Source organism: Escherichia sp. MOD1-EC7003 (genome assembly GCF_002965065.1).
Taxonomy (GTDB): Bacteria; Pseudomonadota; Gammaproteobacteria; order Enterobacterales; family Enterobacteriaceae; genus Escherichia.
Genome location: NZ_PTRE01000047.1, coordinates 1 through 15,887 on the forward strand (window position 1 = coordinate 1; position 15,887 = coordinate 15,887).

General features: G+C 51.7%; 14 protein-coding genes and 1 pseudogene. 10 read left to right on the forward strand and 5 right to left on the reverse strand.

Going from position 1 to position 15,887, the window contains the following annotated elements; all coding sequences use genetic code 11:
- The first annotated feature begins 126 nt into the window (after positions 1-126).
- Positions 127-426, forward strand: coding sequence for a hypothetical protein (locus A7090_RS08630; protein WP_105273698.1), 300 nt, complete (start codon positions 127-129; stop codon positions 424-426).
- Between the two features lie 46 nt (positions 427-472).
- On the opposite strand, the gene rarD is transcribed toward A7090_RS08630, so the two are convergent.
- Together rarD and A7090_RS27235 are read right to left on the reverse strand one after the other, a co-directional pair.
- Positions 473-1,360 carry an EamA family transporter RarD gene (gene rarD / locus A7090_RS08635; protein ID WP_105273699.1) on the reverse strand — a complete coding sequence of 296 codons (888 nt, stop codon included), beginning with the start codon at positions 1,358-1,360 and terminating at the stop codon, positions 473-475.
- A 289-nt stretch (positions 1,361-1,649) separates the two neighbouring features.
- Positions 1,650-1,757, reverse strand: a pseudogene (locus A7090_RS27235) (thioesterase family protein); the annotation flags it as partial.
- Between the two features lie 176 nt (positions 1,758-1,933).
- Between A7090_RS27235 and pldA the strand changes: the two are divergent.
- From pldA to rhtC, 3 genes are all read left to right on the forward strand, one after another.
- On the forward strand, positions 1,934-2,803 hold the full coding sequence (gene pldA / locus A7090_RS08645) for a phospholipase A (protein ID WP_105273700.1): 870 nt from the start codon (positions 1,934-1,936) through the stop codon (positions 2,801-2,803).
- 132 nt (positions 2,804-2,935) lie between these two features.
- The gene (gene recQ / locus A7090_RS08650) at positions 2,936-4,765 is read left to right on the forward strand and encodes an ATP-dependent DNA helicase RecQ (protein ID WP_105273726.1); all 1,830 of its coding nucleotides are present in this window, start codon (positions 2,936-2,938) and stop codon (positions 4,763-4,765) included.
- A 63-nt stretch (positions 4,766-4,828) separates the two neighbouring features.
- The gene (gene rhtC, locus A7090_RS08655; RefSeq protein WP_105273701.1) at positions 4,829-5,449 is read left to right on the forward strand and encodes a threonine export protein RhtC; all 621 of its coding nucleotides are present in this window, start codon (positions 4,829-4,831) and stop codon (positions 5,447-5,449) included.
- 59 nt (positions 5,450-5,508) lie between these two features.
- On the opposite strand, the gene rhtB is transcribed toward rhtC, so the two are convergent.
- Positions 5,509-6,129 (reverse strand): homoserine/homoserine lactone efflux protein, encoded by a 621-nt coding sequence (rhtB, locus tag A7090_RS08660; RefSeq protein WP_105273702.1) that lies wholly within the window; start codon positions 6,127-6,129, stop codon positions 5,509-5,511.
- Positions 6,130-6,239: 110 nt separating this feature from the next.
- Between rhtB and pldB the strand changes: the two genes are divergently transcribed.
- From pldB to bioP, 3 genes are all read left to right on the forward strand, one after another.
- Complete coding sequence (gene pldB, locus A7090_RS08665; RefSeq protein ID WP_105273703.1) at positions 6,240-7,262, forward strand: lysophospholipase L2; 1,023 nt, start codon at positions 6,240-6,242, stop codon at positions 7,260-7,262.
- 7 nt (positions 7,263-7,269) lie between these two features.
- The gene (gene yigL, locus A7090_RS08670; protein WP_105273704.1) at positions 7,270-8,070 is read left to right on the forward strand and encodes a sugar/pyridoxal phosphate phosphatase YigL; all 801 of its coding nucleotides are present in this window, start codon (positions 7,270-7,272) and stop codon (positions 8,068-8,070) included.
- 75 nt (positions 8,071-8,145) lie between these two features.
- Positions 8,146-9,045, forward strand: a complete 900-nt coding sequence (gene bioP, locus A7090_RS08675; protein ID WP_105273705.1) for a biotin transporter — start codon at positions 8,146-8,148, stop codon at positions 9,043-9,045.
- Here the strand turns inward: bioP and metR are convergent.
- Positions 8,933-9,886 (reverse strand): HTH-type transcriptional regulator MetR, encoded by a 954-nt coding sequence (gene metR / locus A7090_RS08680; RefSeq protein ID WP_105273706.1) that lies wholly within the window; start codon positions 9,884-9,886, stop codon positions 8,933-8,935. The genes bioP and metR overlap by 113 nt on opposite strands.
- 235 nt (positions 9,887-10,121) lie before the next feature.
- On the opposite strand from metR, the gene metE reads away from it, so the two are divergent.
- Complete coding sequence (gene metE / locus A7090_RS08685; protein ID WP_105273707.1) at positions 10,122-12,383, forward strand: 5-methyltetrahydropteroyltriglutamate--homocysteine S-methyltransferase; 2,262 nt, start codon at positions 10,122-10,124, stop codon at positions 12,381-12,383.
- Positions 12,384-12,422: 39 nt separating this feature from the next.
- Here the strand turns inward: metE and A7090_RS08690 are convergent, their stop codons facing one another.
- Complete coding sequence (locus A7090_RS08690) at positions 12,423-13,238, reverse strand: dienelactone hydrolase family protein (RefSeq protein WP_105273708.1); 816 nt, start codon at positions 13,236-13,238, stop codon at positions 12,423-12,425.
- Positions 13,239-13,499: 261 nt separating this feature from the next.
- Here A7090_RS08690 and udp point away from each other — a divergent pair, with 261 nt between their 5' ends.
- Positions 13,500-14,261, forward strand: a complete 762-nt coding sequence (udp, locus tag A7090_RS08695) for a uridine phosphorylase (protein ID WP_000045177.1) — start codon at positions 13,500-13,502, stop codon at positions 14,259-14,261.
- 139 nt (positions 14,262-14,400) lie between these two features.
- A complete protein-coding gene (gene rmuC / locus A7090_RS08700; RefSeq protein WP_105273709.1) occupies positions 14,401-15,846 on the forward strand; it encodes a DNA recombination protein RmuC in 1,446 nt (481 codons plus the stop codon).
- Positions 15,847-15,887: the final 41 nt, after the last annotated feature.

Consider the following 15,887-nt stretch of genomic DNA (forward strand, 5'->3'; position numbering starts at 1 on the left):
TGGACACCACTTTGTCTAATTCGTCAGATTCTGACCAGACGGTTCAGGCTGTACGCTTACTTTTAATTAAATATAATTAAAATGTATTTTATTTTATAAATAATTTCTCTGACGAATGTATTCTGTATGGAAAATAGTAATTTTTGGCAGTTGTTCTTGGGTAAAGAACCTTACAGCAAAAAATCTGATTTTGTTAAGGCGTGGTTATTGTGGTGGGTTATTACCATCCTTGTTCTATTTATTTTAAGCCTGACTACGACATTAAATTTAAGAAGTATAGGTGCAGGGTTAAGTTTTGGGTTTTGTCAAATCCTTGGTAGATATACAATGTCTCTAGGATGGAGTAAGTACTGGGGCGTTTCGGGGATATTTCCTGTAACAAATATTGTTCTTTTTCTTATCTTAATTTTTTTAAAAAAAAGATAGATAAGTCAGTGGGTAGGCTCTTTAAATGGCCTACCCATGTTAATGCTTAACTTTTTCTACGCTGCGTATAAATCGCATCCATCACAAAAATTGCCAGTGCCACCCAGATAAAGGCGAAAGTCACCATCTTATCGGCACCCGGTATTTCACCATAAAACGTCACTGCCAGCAGGAACATCAGCGTCGGGCCAATGTACTGGAAAAAGCCTAACGTTGAGAGACGCAGGCGTGTCGCAGCTGCAGTAAAACACAACAGCGGTACGGTAGTGACAATACCAGCGGCAATCAGCAGTAAATTCAGCGACATCGGGTTTTGCCCCATATGGCTGGTTGAGCTGTCGGCAATAGCAAACAGGTAAATCGCCGCCACGGGCAGCAACCACATAGTTTCGATTAACATGCCAGTTTGCGCTTCAACGGCAATCTTCTTGCGTACCAGGCCGTAGAAGGCAAAACTAAACGCCAGCCCTAGCGCGATGATCGGCAGTGAACCAAAAGTCCAGAGCTGGACCAACACGCCGCATATCGCCAGAATCACCGCCAGCCATTGCATCCTGCGGAATCGCTCGCCGAGGAAAATCATCCCCAGCACAATGTTCACCAGCGGGTTAATAAAGTACCCGAGGCTCGCTTCCAGCATATGGTGATTGTTCACCGCCCAGATAAACAGTAGCCAGTTGCCGCCAATCAGCACGGCAGAGACTGCCAGCATAAAAATTTTCTGTGGCGTCTTAATCAGCGTTTTTAAATAGGACCACTGGCGGCAGATGCTCATCAGCACTACCATAAAGAAAAACGACCAGATCACGCGATGCGTCAGGATCTCATCGGCGGGCACGTAGTAAATCAGCTTGAAGTATGCTGGCGCAATACCCCAAATAAAATAAGCGGCAAGAGCGAGTAACACGCCCTGCCGCGTTTGTTTTGCATCCATTGGAAAACTCATTTTTGTTGTTAATAGCAGCTGAACTGCTCAGATTGCTGACAAAGTGTGCTTTGTTCATGCCAGATGCGGCGTGAACGCCTTATCCGGCCTACAAAAGAATGCAAATTCAATATATTGCATTTCGCGGGTAGGCCTGATAAGCGTAGCGCATCAGGCAATTTTGCGTTTGTCATTAGTCTCAGCAGTTTACCTGTTTTTACGTTTTCAACCTACCATATAGGTGACGCTGGCAATATAAAGCTGTTCTTCATTGTGTAATTCAACGCGGGCGACGGCGACCCACCATCATTGGCTGATTTTTAAAGGCCAACTGTGCGAACTCTTTTGCGTAACGCTCCAGCGCCATCCCCAATGCGCGGTTAAATGGCATGTGATAGACAAACATCTCACCCACTAATTTCAGGGCTTGTTCAGCGGTCAGTACGGCAGACCTATCATCCTTACACTTCTTAATTGTGGTTTTCTACTTTAAGACGGGATAACTAACGTCCTTCAAGGTAAGTATGTAGAATAGTCCGCATAAAATGTTCATATCTTCAATAATTCGTTACGGAGAACACGATGCGGACTCTGCAGGGCTGGTTGTTGCCGGTATTTATGTTGCCAATGGCTGTATATGCGCAAGAGGCAACGGTGAAAGAGGTGCATGACGCGCCTGCGGTGCGCGGCAGTATTATCGCGAATATGCTGCAGGAGCATGACAATCCTTTCACGCTCTATCCTTATGACACCAACTACATCATCTACACCGATACCAGCGACCTGAATAAAGAAGCGATTAGCAGTTATAACTGGTCGGAAAATGCGCGTAAGGATGAAGTTAAGTTCCAGTTGAGCCTCGCATTTCCGCTGTGGCGTGGAATTTTGGGGCCGAACTCGGTGTTGGGGGCTTCTTACACGCAAAAATCCTGGTGGCAACTGTCCAATAGCGAAGAGTCTTCACCGTTTCGTGAAACCAACTACGAACCGCAATTGTTCCTCGGTTTTGCCACCGATTACCGTTTTGCAGGCTGGACGCTGCGCGATGTGGAGATGGGTTATAACCACGACTCTAACGGGCGTTCAGACCCGACCTCCCGCAGCTGGAATCGCCTTTATACTCGCCTGATGGCAGAAAACGGTAACTGGTTGGTAGAAGTGAAGCCGTGGTATGTCATCGGTAATACGGACGATAACCCGGATATCACCAAATATATGGGTTACTACCAGCTTAAAATCGGCTATCACCTCGGTGATGCGGTGCTCAGTGCGAAAGGACAGTACAACTGGAACACCGGTTACGGTGGTGCGGAGTTAGGCTTAAGTTACCCGATCACCAAACATGTGCGTCTTTATACCCAGGTCTACAGCGGTTACGGCGAATCGCTCATTGACTATAACTTTAACCAGACCCGCGTTGGTGTGGGCGTTATGCTGAACGACTTGTTTTGATGATCGGTTGAGTGGTTGGTAAATCTGGAATCCGGCATCCAGTATTACCCTCTCAGAAACTAAAAGCATTGCAGTTTCTCGCACAGGCGCTGAAAATAGCGCCTGTTTTTATTTCAGGCAATCGGGGTGAATGTGGCGCAGGCGGAAGTGTTGAATCTGGAGTCCGGAGCTAAACAGGTTTTACAAGAAACCTTTGGCTACCAACAGTTTCGCCCCGGCCAGGAAGAGATTATCGACACCGTTCTTTCCGGTCGCGATTGCCTGGTCGTCATGCCCACTGGTGGTGGAAAATCCCTTTGCTATCAAATCCCTGCCTTGTTGCTAAACGGCCTTACTGTGGTTGTTTCACCGCTGATTTCATTGATGAAAGATCAAGTGGATCAACTACAGGCCAATGGCGTGGCGGCAGCGTGTCTTAACTCGACGCAAACCCGCGAGCAGCAGCTTGAAGTGATGACTGGCTGTCGCACCGGGCAAATCCGTCTGCTGTATATCGCCCCGGAACGCCTGATGCTGGATAACTTTCTTGAGCATCTGGCGCACTGGGATCCGGTGTTATTAGCCGTTGATGAGGCGCACTGTATCTCCCAGTGGGGCCACGATTTCCGCCCGGAATACGCCGCGCTCGGTCAGCTGCGGCAGCGTTTTCCGACGCTGCCGTTTATGGCACTGACCGCCACCGCTGACGATACTACGCGCCAGGATATCGTGCGCTTGTTGGGGCTGAACGATCCGCTGATTCAAATCAGCAGTTTTGATCGCCCGAATATTCGCTACATGTTGATGGAGAAATTCAAACCACTCGATCAGTTGATGCGTTATGTACAGGAACAGCGGGGAAAGTCCGGCATTATCTACTGCAACAGTCGTGCGAAAGTAGAAGACACCGCCGCACGCCTGCAAAGCAAGGGGATTAGCGCAGCGGCTTATCACGCCGGACTGGAAAACGATGTCCGTGCAGACGTGCAGGAGAAATTCCAGCGCGATGATCTGCAAATTGTGGTGGCGACCGTGGCGTTCGGCATGGGCATCAACAAGCCGAACGTCCGCTTCGTGGTCCACTTTGATATTCCGCGCAATATCGAATCCTATTATCAGGAAACCGGTCGCGCCGGGCGTGATGGTCTGCCAGCGGAAGCGATGCTGTTTTACGACCCGGCTGATATGGCGTGGCTGCGCCGTTGTCTGGAAGAGAAGCCGCAAGGGCAGTTGCAGGATATTGAGCGTCATAAACTCAATGCGATGGGCGCGTTTGCTGAGGCGCAAACCTGTCGTCGTCTGGTGCTGCTGAACTACTTTGGCGAAGGGCGTCAGGAGCCATGCGGGAACTGCGATATCTGCCTCGATCCGCCGAAACAGTACGATGGTTCAACCGATGCACAGATTGCGCTTTCCACCATTGGTCGTGTGAATCAGCGTTTTGGGATGGGCTATGTGGTGGAAGTGATTCGTGGTGCTAATAATCAGCGTATCCGCGACTATGGTCATGACAAACTGAAAGTCTATGGCATGGGCCGTGATAAAAGCCATGAACATTGGGTGAGCGTGATCCGCCAGCTGATTCACCTCGGCCTGGTGACGCAAAATATTGCCCAACATTCTGCGTTGCAGCTTATGGAAGCCGCACGCCCGGTGCTGCGCGGCGAATCCTCTTTACAACTTGCCGTACCGCGTATTGTGGCGCTCAAACCGAAAGCGATGCAGAAATCCTTCGGCGGCAATTACGATCGCAAACTGTTCGCCAAATTACGCAAACTGCGTAAATCTATTGCCGATGAAAGCAATGTCCCGCCGTACGTGGTGTTTAACGACGCAACCTTGATTGAGATGGCAGAGCAGATGCCGATCACCGCCAGCGAAATGCTCAGCGTTAACGGCGTTGGGATGCGCAAGCTGGAACGCTTTGGCAAACCGTTTATGGCGCTGATTCGTGCGCATGTCGATGGCGACGACGAAGAGTAGTCAGCGGCATAAAAAAGTGCCAGGATGAAGACTCCGTAAACGTTTCCCCCGCGAGTCAAATGTATGTTGATGTTATTCCTCACAGTTGCCATGGTGCACATTGTGGCAACTGTGAGCCCCGGTCCCGATTTCTTTTTTGTCTCTCAGACTGCTGTTAGTCGTTCCCGTAAAGAAGCGATGATGGGTGTGTTGGGCATTACCTGCGGGGTAATAGTTTGGGCAGGGATTGCGCTGCTTGGTCTGCATTTGATTATCGAAAAAATGGCCTGGCTGCATACGCTAATTATGGTGGGCGGCGGCCTGTATCTTTGCTGGATGGGTTACCAGATGCTGCGCGGTGCGCTGAAAAAAGAGGTTGTTTCAGCACCTGCGCCACAGGTGGAACTGGCGAAAAGCGGGCGTAGTTTCCTGAAAGGCTTACTGACCAATCTCGCCAACCCGAAAGCGATTATCTACTTTGGTTCTGTATTCTCGCTGTTTGTTGGCGATAACGTCGGCACCACTGAGCGCTGGGGCATTTTCGTGTTGATTATTATCGAAACGCTGGCGTGGTTTACCGTCGTTGCCAGCCTGTTTGCGCTGCCGAAAATGCGCCGTGGTTATCAACGTCTGGCGAAGTGGATTGATGGTTTTGCCGGGGCGTTATTTGCCGGATTTGGCATTCATTTGATTATTTCGCGTTGACGCCAGGCGCGTCATCAGAGTAAGTCGGATAAGGCGTTTATGCCGCATCCGACATTATTTCACGCATGCCTCGCCGATGCCAACAGCGCTCCCACCAGCATAAACAACGAGCCGAAAATCTTATTCAATGCCTTCATCTGTTTTGGCCCTTTAATCCATAATGCGATCCGTTGGGCGAGAGTGGCGTAACCGATCATCACAATAATATCGACCACAATAGTGGTGACGCCGAGCACGATATACTGCATCAGCTGCGGCTGTTGCGGCATGATGAATTGCGGAAATAGTGCTGCCAGAAACACAATACTTTTGGGATTGGTGAGATTCACAAACACAGCCCGCTGAAAAAGATGGCGGCGCGACTGAGTATGAGCCAGAGACTTGAGATCAATAGCACCAGCGGCACGCCACTGCTGAATTCCCAGCCAAATCAGGTAAGCCGCACCCGCCCATTTCAACACGTCAAAAGCAATAACCGAGCGGGAAAATAGCGTCCCCAAACCCACGCCAACCAGCACAATATGAATCGCCAGCCCGGTTTGAAGCCCTGCAATAGACGCCACTGCGCCGCGATAACCGTGGTTGAGCGAGGTGGTCATGGTGTTGATTGCGCCAGAACCTGGCGACAGGCTTAAAATGATCGATGTCAGCAGGTAGGCAAACCACCAATCTAAGGTCATGATGAACTCCCGGTGTGTCTATTTTTGTGCCACAATACGCTACTGTCGCAGCGTTGTGTCAGGCACGCTTAAAAAAACGATTTTACGTGGTTTAAGAGGCAGATTACCCCATGTTTCAGCAGCAAAAAGACTGGGAAACAAGAGAAAACGCGTTTGCTGCTTTTACCATGGGACCGCTGACAGACTTTTGGCGTCAGCGTGATGAAGCAGAATTTATCGGTGTGGATGACATTCCAGTGCGCTTTGTCCGTTTTCGTGCACAGCACCATGACCGGGTGGTGGTCATCTGCCCGGGGCGTATTGAGAGCTACGTAAAATATGCGGAACTGGCCTACGACCTGTTCCATTTGGGGGTTGATGTCTTAATCATCGACCATCGCGGGCAGGGACGTTCCGGTCGCCTGTTAGCCGATCCGCATCTCGGGCATGTTAATCGCTTTAATGATTATGTTGATGATCTGGCGGCATTCTGGCAACAGGAGGTCCAGCCCGGTCCGTGGCGTAAACGCTATATATTGGCACATTCGATGGGCGGTGCGATCTCCACATTATTTCTGCAACGCCATCCAGGTGTATGTGACGCCATTGCGCTAACTGCGCCAATGTTTGGGATCGTGATTCGCATGCCGTCATTTATGGCACGGCAGATCCTCAACTGGGCCGAAGCGCATCCACGTTTCCGTGATGGCTATGCAATAGGCACCGGGCGCTGGCGCGCGTTGCCGTTTGCTATCAACGTATTGACCCACAGCAGACAGCGATATCGACGTAACTTACGCTTCTATGCTGATGACCCAACGATTCGCGTCGGTGGGCCGACCTACCATTGGGTACGCGAAAGTCTTCTGGCTGGCGAACAGGTGTTAGCCGGTGCAGGTGATGATGCCACGCCAACGCTTCTCTTGCAGGCTGAAGAGGAACGCGTGGTGGATAACCGCATGCACGACCGTTTTTGTGAACTCCGCACCGCTGCGGGTCATCCTGTCGAAGGGGGGCGACCGCTGGTAATTAAAGGTGCGTATCATGAGATCCTTTTTGAAAAGGACGCAATGCGCTCAGTCGCGCTCCACGCCATCGTTGATTTTTTCAACAGGCATAACTCACCCAGCGGAAACCGCTCTATAGAGGTTTAAATTTCTTATGTACCAGGTTGTTGCGTCTGATTTAGATGGCACGTTACTTTCTCCCGACCATACGTTATCCCCTTATGCCAAAGAAACCCTCAAGCAACTCACTGCACGCGGCATCAACTTTGTGTTTGCGACCGGTCGCCACCACATTGATGTGGGGCAAATTCGCGATAATCTGGAGATTAAGTCTTACATGATTACCTCCAATGGTGCGCGCGTTCACGATCTGGATGGCAATCTGATTTTTGCTCATAACCTGGACCGCGACATTGCCAGCGATCTTTTGGGCGTAGTTAACGACAATCCGGACATCATTACTAACGTTTATCGCGAGGACGAATGGTTTATGAATCGCCACCGTCCGGAAGAGATGCGCTTTTTTAAAGAAGCGGTGTTCAAATATGCGCTGTATGAGCCAGGATTACTGGAGCCGGAAGGCGTCAGCAAAGTGTTCTTCACCTGCGATTCCCATGAACAACTGCTGCCGCTGGAGCAGGCGATTAATGCTCGCTGGGGCGATCGCGTCAACGTTAGTTTCTCTACCTTAACCTGTCTGGAAGTGATGGCAGGCGGCGTTTCAAAAGGCCACGCCCTGGAAGCGGTGGCGAAGAAACTGGGCTACCGTCTGGAGGATTGCATTGCGTTTGGCGACGGGATGAACGACGCCGAAATGCTGTCGATGGCGGGGAAAGGCTGCATTATGGGCAGTGCGCATCAACGCCTGAAAGATCTGCATCCGGAACTGGAAGTGATTGGTACTAATGCCGAAGACGCGGTGCCCCATTATCTGCGTAAGCTCTATTTATCGTAATCGTTCTTTATTTGGTCAGTTGTCAACCTGATACTTCGCTACAATGGAGACTCGTTAATCAAAGAGTTTTCCATTGTGGCGCTACTTATCATCACCACGATTCTGTGGGCCTTCTCCTTTAGCTTTTACGGTGAGTACCTTGCGGGGCACGTCGATAGCTATTTTGCGGTGCTGGTGCGCGTTGGCCTGGCGGCACTCGTTTTTCTGCCGTTTCTGCGTACCCGTGGCAATAGCCTGAAAACGGTCAGCCTGTATATGCTGGTGGGCGCGATGCAGCTCGGCGTGATGTATATGCTGAGTTTCCGCGCCTATCTCTACCTGACGGTCTCTGAACTGTTGCTGTTCACCGTCCTGACGCCGCTCTACATCACGCTGATTTATGACATCATGAGTAAACGCCGTTTGCGCTGGGGCTATGCCTTTAGCGCCTTGTTGGCGGTAATTGGTGCCGGGATTATTCGCTATGATCAGGTCACCGACCATTTCTGGACTGGATTGCTGCTGGTACAACTCTCCAATATCACTTTTGCGATGGGCATGGTGGGTTACAAACGCCTGATGGAAACTCGCCCGATGCCGCAGCGCAATGCCTTTGCGTGGTTCTATCTTGGCGCGTTCCTGGTGGCGGTGATTGCATGGTCATTGCTGGGTAATGCGCAGAAAATGCCGCAAACCACGCTGCAATGGGGCATTCTGGTATTTCTTGGCGTGGTGGCTTCCGGGATTGGCTACTTTATGTGGAACTACGGCGCGACGCAGGTGGATGCCGGAACGCTGGGCATTATGAATAATATGCACGTTCCTGCTGGGCTGCTGGTTAACCTGGCTATCTGGCACCAACAGCCGCACTGGCCAACGTTTATTACAGGCGCGCTGGTGATCCTTGCCTCACTGTGGGTGCATCGTAAGTGGGTCGCTCCGCGCTCTTCACAAACGGCAGATGATCGCAGGCGTGATTGCGCGCTGAGCGAATAAACGCTTCTGTAATCGGCTGACGCTGCTCGCCATCGCGTACCGCGGCGTACAGTCGGCTCCACAAACCTTCGCCCAGGGTTTTGGTCACCACCAGACCCTGGCGTTCAAAACTCTCTACTACCCAATGCGGCAGCGCGGCAATACCCATCCGTGCGGCAACCATCTGAATCAACAATAAGGTGTTATCGACGCTTTTCAGCGACGGGCTAACGCCTGCTGGCTGAAGAAAATGCCGCCAGACATCCAGTCGGCTACGCTGCACCGGATAAATCAACAGCGTTTCGCTGGCGAGATCTTCCGGCGTGATACGCGTTTTCGTGGCCAGTGGATGGTCAGGTGCTAATACCAGACGCACTTCATAATCGAACATCGGCGAATAATGCAGGCCACTGCGCGGCAGAATATCGGAGGTCATCACCAGATCCAGCTCGCCCTGTTGCAACGCAGGCTGCGGGTCAAACGTTACGCCCGATTTAAAGTCCATCTCGACTTGCGGCCAGTTCTTATGGAAATTTTCTAATGCGGGCGTCAGCCACTGAATACAGCTATGGCACTCAATGGCAATGCGCAGGCGTGTCTGCTGCGGTTCATTGCAGGCTTGCAGTGCCTGGCTGATTTGTGGCAGCACCTGGTTTGCCAGTTGCAACAGGATTTCTCCCTGTGGCGTAAAGCGGAGCGGCTGGCTTTTACGCACAAATAGCCGGAAGCCAAGGCGTTGTTCCAGATCGCTAAACTGGTGAGACAGGGCGGATTGCGTCTGATGCAACGTCGCCGCAGCGGCTGCGAGCGAGCCACAGTTCCGCAACGCTTGTAGCGTTTTCAGGTGTTTTACTTCGATCATGAAAGTCCTTCACTTCGGCATGAATAATTTGCGCTTGAGGAATATACAGTAACCGCCAATTATGGATGTGTAAACATCTGGACGGCTAAAATCCTTCGTCTTTTAAATTTATGGTGCGTTGGCTGCGTTTCTCCACCCCGGTCACTTACTTCAGTAAGCTCCCTGGGATGAATAAACTTGCCGCCTTCCCTAAATTCAAAATCCATAGGATTTACATATAATTAGAGGAAGAAAAATGACAATATTGAATCACACCCTCGGTTTCCCTCGCGTTGGCCTGCGTCGCGAGCTGAAAAAAGCGCAAGAGAGTTATTGGGCGGGGAACTCCACGCGTGAAGAACTGCTGGCAGTAGGGCGTGAATTGCGTGCTCGTCACTGGGATCAACAAAAGCAAGCGGGTATCGACCTGCTGCCGGTGGGTGATTTTGCCTGGTACGATCATGTTCTGACTACCAGCCTGCTGCTGGGTAACGTTCCGGCGCGTCATCAGAACAAAGATGGTTCGGTAGATATCGACACCCTGTTCCGTATTGGTCGTGGACGTGCGCCGACTGGCGAACCTGCGGCGGCGGCAGAAATGACCAAATGGTTTAACACCAACTATCACTACATGGTGCCGGAATTCGTTAAAGGCCAACAGTTCAAATTGACCTGGACTCAGCTACTGGAGGAAGTGGACGAGGCGTTGGCGCTGGGTCACAAGGTCAAGCCTGTGCTGCTGGGGCCGGTTACCTACCTGTGGCTGGGTAAAGTGAAAGGTGAACAGTTTGACCGCCTGAGCCTGCTGAACAACATTCTGCCGGTTTATCAGCAAGTGCTGGCAGAACTGGCAAAACGCGGCATTGAATGGGTACAGATCGACGAACCCGCGCTGGTACTGGAGCTGCCGCAGGCGTGGCTGGACGCCTACAAACCCGCTTACGATGCCCTCCAGGGCCAGGTGAAACTGCTGCTGACCACCTATTTTGAAGGCGTAACGCCAAACCTCGACACGATTACTGCGCTACCTGTTCAGGGTCTGCATGTGGACCTTGTACAGGGTAAAGATGACGTTACCGAACTGCACAAGCGTCTGCCTTCTGACTGGCTGCTGTCTGTGGGTCTTATCAATGGTCGTAACGTCTGGCGTGCCGATCTCAGCGAGAAATATGCACAAATTAAGGACATTGTCGGCAAACGTGATTTGTGGGTGGCATCTTCCTGCTCACTGCTGCATAGCCCCATCGACCTGAGCGTGGAAACGCGTCTTGATGCGGAAGTGAAAAGCTGGTTTGCCTTCGCCCTGCAAAAATGCCATGAACTGGCACTGCTGCGCGATGCGCTGAACAGCGGTGACACGGCAGCTCTGGTAGCGTGGAGCGCTCCGATTCAGGCGCGTCGTCACTCTACCCGCGTACATAATCCGGCGGTAGAAAAGCGTCTGGCGGCGATCACCGCCCAGGACAGTCAGCGTGCGAATGTCTATGAAGTGCGTGCTGAAGCCCAGCGTGCGCGTTTTAAACTGCCAGCCTGGCCGACCACCACGATTGGTTCCTTCCCGCAAACCACGGAAATTCGTACCCTGCGTTTGGATTTCAAAAAGGGCAATCTCGACGCCAACAACTACCGCACGGGTATTGCGGAACATATCAAGCAGGCCATCGTTGAGCAGGAACGTTTAGGTCTGGATGTGCTGGTACATGGCGAGGCCGAGCGTAACGACATGGTGGAATACTTTGGCGAGCACCTCGACGGTTTTGTCTTTACGCAAAACGGTTGGGTACAGAGCTACGGTTCCCGCTGCGTGAAGCCGCCGATTGTTATTGGTGACGTTAGCCGTCCGGCGCCGATTACCGTAGAGTGGGCATCGTTCGCGCAATCGCTGACCGATAAACCGGTGAAAGGGATGCTGACCGGCCCGGTGACGATTCTTTGCTGGTCGTTCCCGCGTGAAGATGTCAGCCGTGAAACCATCGCCAAACAAATTGCGCTGGCGCTGCGTGATGAAGTGGCAGACCTGGAAGCCGCTGGAATTGGCATCATCCAGATTGATGAACCGGCACTGCGCGAAGGTTTACCGCTACGTCGCAGCGACTGGGATGCCTATCTCCAGTGGGGCGTAGAGGCCTTCCGTATCAATGCCGCTGTAGCGAAAGATGACACGCAAATCCACACCCACATGTGTTATTGCGAGTTCAACGACATCATGGATTCGATTGCGGCGCTGGATGCTGACGTCATCACAATCGAAACCTCGCGTTCCGACATGGAGTTGCTGGAGTCGTTTGAAGAGTTTGATTATCCGAATGAAATCGGTCCAGGCGTCTATGACATTCACTCGCCAAACGTACCGAGTGTGGAATGGATTGAAGCCTTGCTGAAGAAAGCGGCAAAACGCATTCCGGCAGACCGTTTGTGGGTTAACCCGGACTGCGGCCTGAAAACGCGTGGCTGGCCAGAAACCCGCGCGGCACTGGCGAACATGGTACAGGCAGCGCAGAATTTGCGTCGGGGATAAAATCCAAACCGGGTGGTAATACCACCCGGTCTTTTCTCATTACAGCGACTTCTTCCCACCATACTGCTTAAACCATTCCAGCATACGCTGCCAGCCATCTTTTGCTGATTCGGCATGATAGCTCGGGCGATAATCGGCGTTGAATGCATGCCCGGCATCCGGGTAGACAATAATCTCTGCCTTTGCGTTCGCTGCCCGCAGGGCCTGGCGCATCGTTTCAACGCTCTCCTGCGGAATGCTGTTATCCTGGCCGCCATATAAGCCGAGAACCGGCGCGTTAAGATCGGTTGCGATATCAACAGGCTGTTTCGGTGAATTCAGCGACTTATCGCCTGTCAGCTTGCCGTACCACGCCACCGCGGCTTTTAGCTGTGGATTATGCGCGGCATACAGCCAGGTAATACGTCCACCCCAGCAAAATCCGGTGATCATTAAACGATGAACATCGCCGCCGTTACGGGACGCCCAGCTGGCGACATGATCGAGATCGGCCAGCACCTGCGAGTCAGGTACTTTTGCTACCAGACCGCTGAGCAACGTGGGAATATCGGCGAAATCATTTGGATCGCCTTCGCGGAAGTAAAGTTCAGGCGCGATAGCCAGATACCCCTCCAGCGCCAGACGGCGACAAATGTCGCGAATGTGTTCATGCACGCCAAAAATTTCCTGCACTACAATGACCACTGGCAGTGGGCCATCGCTTTGCTTTGGTCTGGCATGGTAAGCAGGCATGTTATCCCCTTGTGAAGGGATAGAGGTGAGGCCCGCCACAATCGCGTCGTCCGGGGTCTGAACGATGGTCGAAGCGAGAGGGGATGCAGCAGGTGCAAATCCAGATTGTTGTGTTGTTGCCATGGCATTCTCCGTACCCTTATAAAAATGTTGCGCAATGTTAACTATAGTCAGCATGCAACAAATCACATTGTCTGAATCGGCTCATCTTTTATGCAGGCATGCAGAATGAAGTGTGATTTATGTGATTTGAATCACTTTTGGTGAGTAAGTTTATGCAAAGCATTTGCGCCATGGTGATAAGCGTCACGAAAAAATGTTAAACCCTTCGGTAAAGTGTCTTTTTGCTTCTTCTGACTAAACCGATTCACAGAGGAGTTGTATATGTCCAAGTCTGATGTTTTTCATCTCGGCCTCACTAAAAACGATTTACAAGGGGCTACGCTTGCCATCGTCCCTGGCGACCCGGATCGTGTGGAAAAGATCGCCGCGCTGATGGATAAGCCGGTTAAGCTGGCATCTCACCGCGAATTCACCACCTGGCGTGCAGAGCTGGATGGTAAACCTGTTATCGTCTGCTCTACGGGTATCGGCGGTCCGTCTACCTCTATTGCTGTTGAAGAGCTGGCACAGCTGGGCATTCGTACCTTCCTGCGTATCGGTACAACGGGCGCTATTCAGCCGCATATTAATGTGGGCGATGTCCTGGTTACCACGGCGTCTGTTCGTCTGGATGGCGCGAGCCTGCACTTCGCACCGCTGGAGTTCCCGGCTGTTGCTGATTTCGAATGTACAACTGCGCTGGTTGAAGCGGCGAAATCTATTGGCGCGACCACGCACGTAGGTGTGACAGCGTCTTCTGATACCTTCTACCCAGGCCAGGAACGTTACGATACTTATTCCGGTCGCGTAGTCCGTCACTTTAAAGGTTCTATGGAAGAGTGGCAGGCGATGGGCGTAATGAACTATGAAATGGAATCTGCAACTCTGCTGACCATGTGTGCAAGCCAGGGCCTGCGAGCGGGTATGGTAGCGGGCGTTATCGTTAACCGCACCCAGCAAGAGATCCCGAATGCTGAGACGATGAAACAAACCGAAAGCCATGCAGTGAAAATCGTGGTGGAAGCTGCGCGTCGTCTGCTGTAATTCTCTTCTCCTGTCTGAAGGCCGACGCGTTCGGCCTTTTGTATTTTTGCGTAGCGCCTCGCAGGAAACTTCTTTCAAACTGGACGTTTGTACAGCACAATTCTATTTTGTGCGGGTAAGTAATGAGGCTGGAGGCGTTGTGGATATCTCAATCATGGTTTACGCAGTTATTGCGTTGGTGAGCGTGGCGATTGGCTGGCTGATTGCCAGTTACCAGCATGCGCAGCAAAAAGCCGAGCAATTAGCCGAACGTGAAGAGATGGTCGCGGAGTTAAGTGCGGCAAAACAACAAATTACCCAGAGCGAACACTGGCGCGCTGAGTGTGAGTTACTCAATAACGAAGTGCGCAGCCTGCAAAGTATTAATACCTCACTGGAGGCAGATCTGCGTGAAGTGACCACGCGGATGGAAGCCGCACAGCAACATGCTGACGATAAAATTCGCCAGATGATTAACAGCGAGCAGCGTTTGAGCGAGCAGTTTGAAAACCTTGCCAACCGTATTTTCGAGCACAGCAATCGCCGGGTTGATGAGCAAAACCGTCAGAGTCTGAACAGTCTTCTGTCGCCGCTACGTGAACAACTGGACGGTTTTCGCCGTCAGGTTCAGGACAGCTTTGGTAAAGAAGCACAAGAACGCCATACCCTGACCCACGAAATTCGTAATCTACAACAACTCAATGCCCAAATGGCTCAGGAGGCGATCAACCTGACGCGCGCCCTGAAAGGCGACAATAAAACCCAGGGTAACTGGGGCGAGGTGGTATTGACGCGGGTGCTGGAGGCTTCCGGTCTGCGTGAAGGGTATGAATATGAAACTCAGGTCAGCATCGAAAATGACGCCCGCTCGCGGATGCAGCCGGATGTCATTGTGCGGCTGCCGCAGGGGAAAGATGTGGTGATCGACGCCAAAATGACGTTGGTCGCCTATGAACGCTATTTTAACGCCGAAGACGACTACACCCGTGAAAGCGCGCTACAGGAACATATCGCGTCGGTGCGTAATCACATCCGCTTGCTGGGGCGTAAAGATTATCAACAGCTGCCGGGGCTGAGAACCCTGGACTATGTACTGATGTTTATCCCCGTTGAACCCGCTTTTTTACTGGCGCTTGACCGTCAACCGGAGCTGATCACCGAAGCGTTGAAAAACAATATCATGTTGGTTAGCCCGACCACGCTGCTGGTGGCGCTGCGCACTATTGCTAATTTGTGGCGTTATGAGCATCAAAGCCGCAACGCTCAGCAAATCGCCGATCGCGCCAGTAAGCTGTACGACAAGATGCGTTTGTTCGTCGATGACATGTCCGCGATCGGTCAAAGTCTTGACAAAGCGCAGGATAATTATCGCCAGGCAATGAAAAAACTCTCTTCAGGTCGCGGAAATGTGCTGGCGCAGGCAGAAGCATTTCGCGGTTTAGGGGTAGAAATTAAACGCGAGATTAATCCTGATTTGGCTGAACAGGCAGTGAGTCAGGATGAAGAGTATCGACTGCGGTCGGTTCCGGAGCAGCCGAATGATGAAGCTTATCCATGCGATGATGAATATAATCAGCAGTCGCGCCAGCCCATAGGGGGTAGTTAAGCCGGGTAGAAATCTAGGGCATCGACGCCCAATCTGTTACA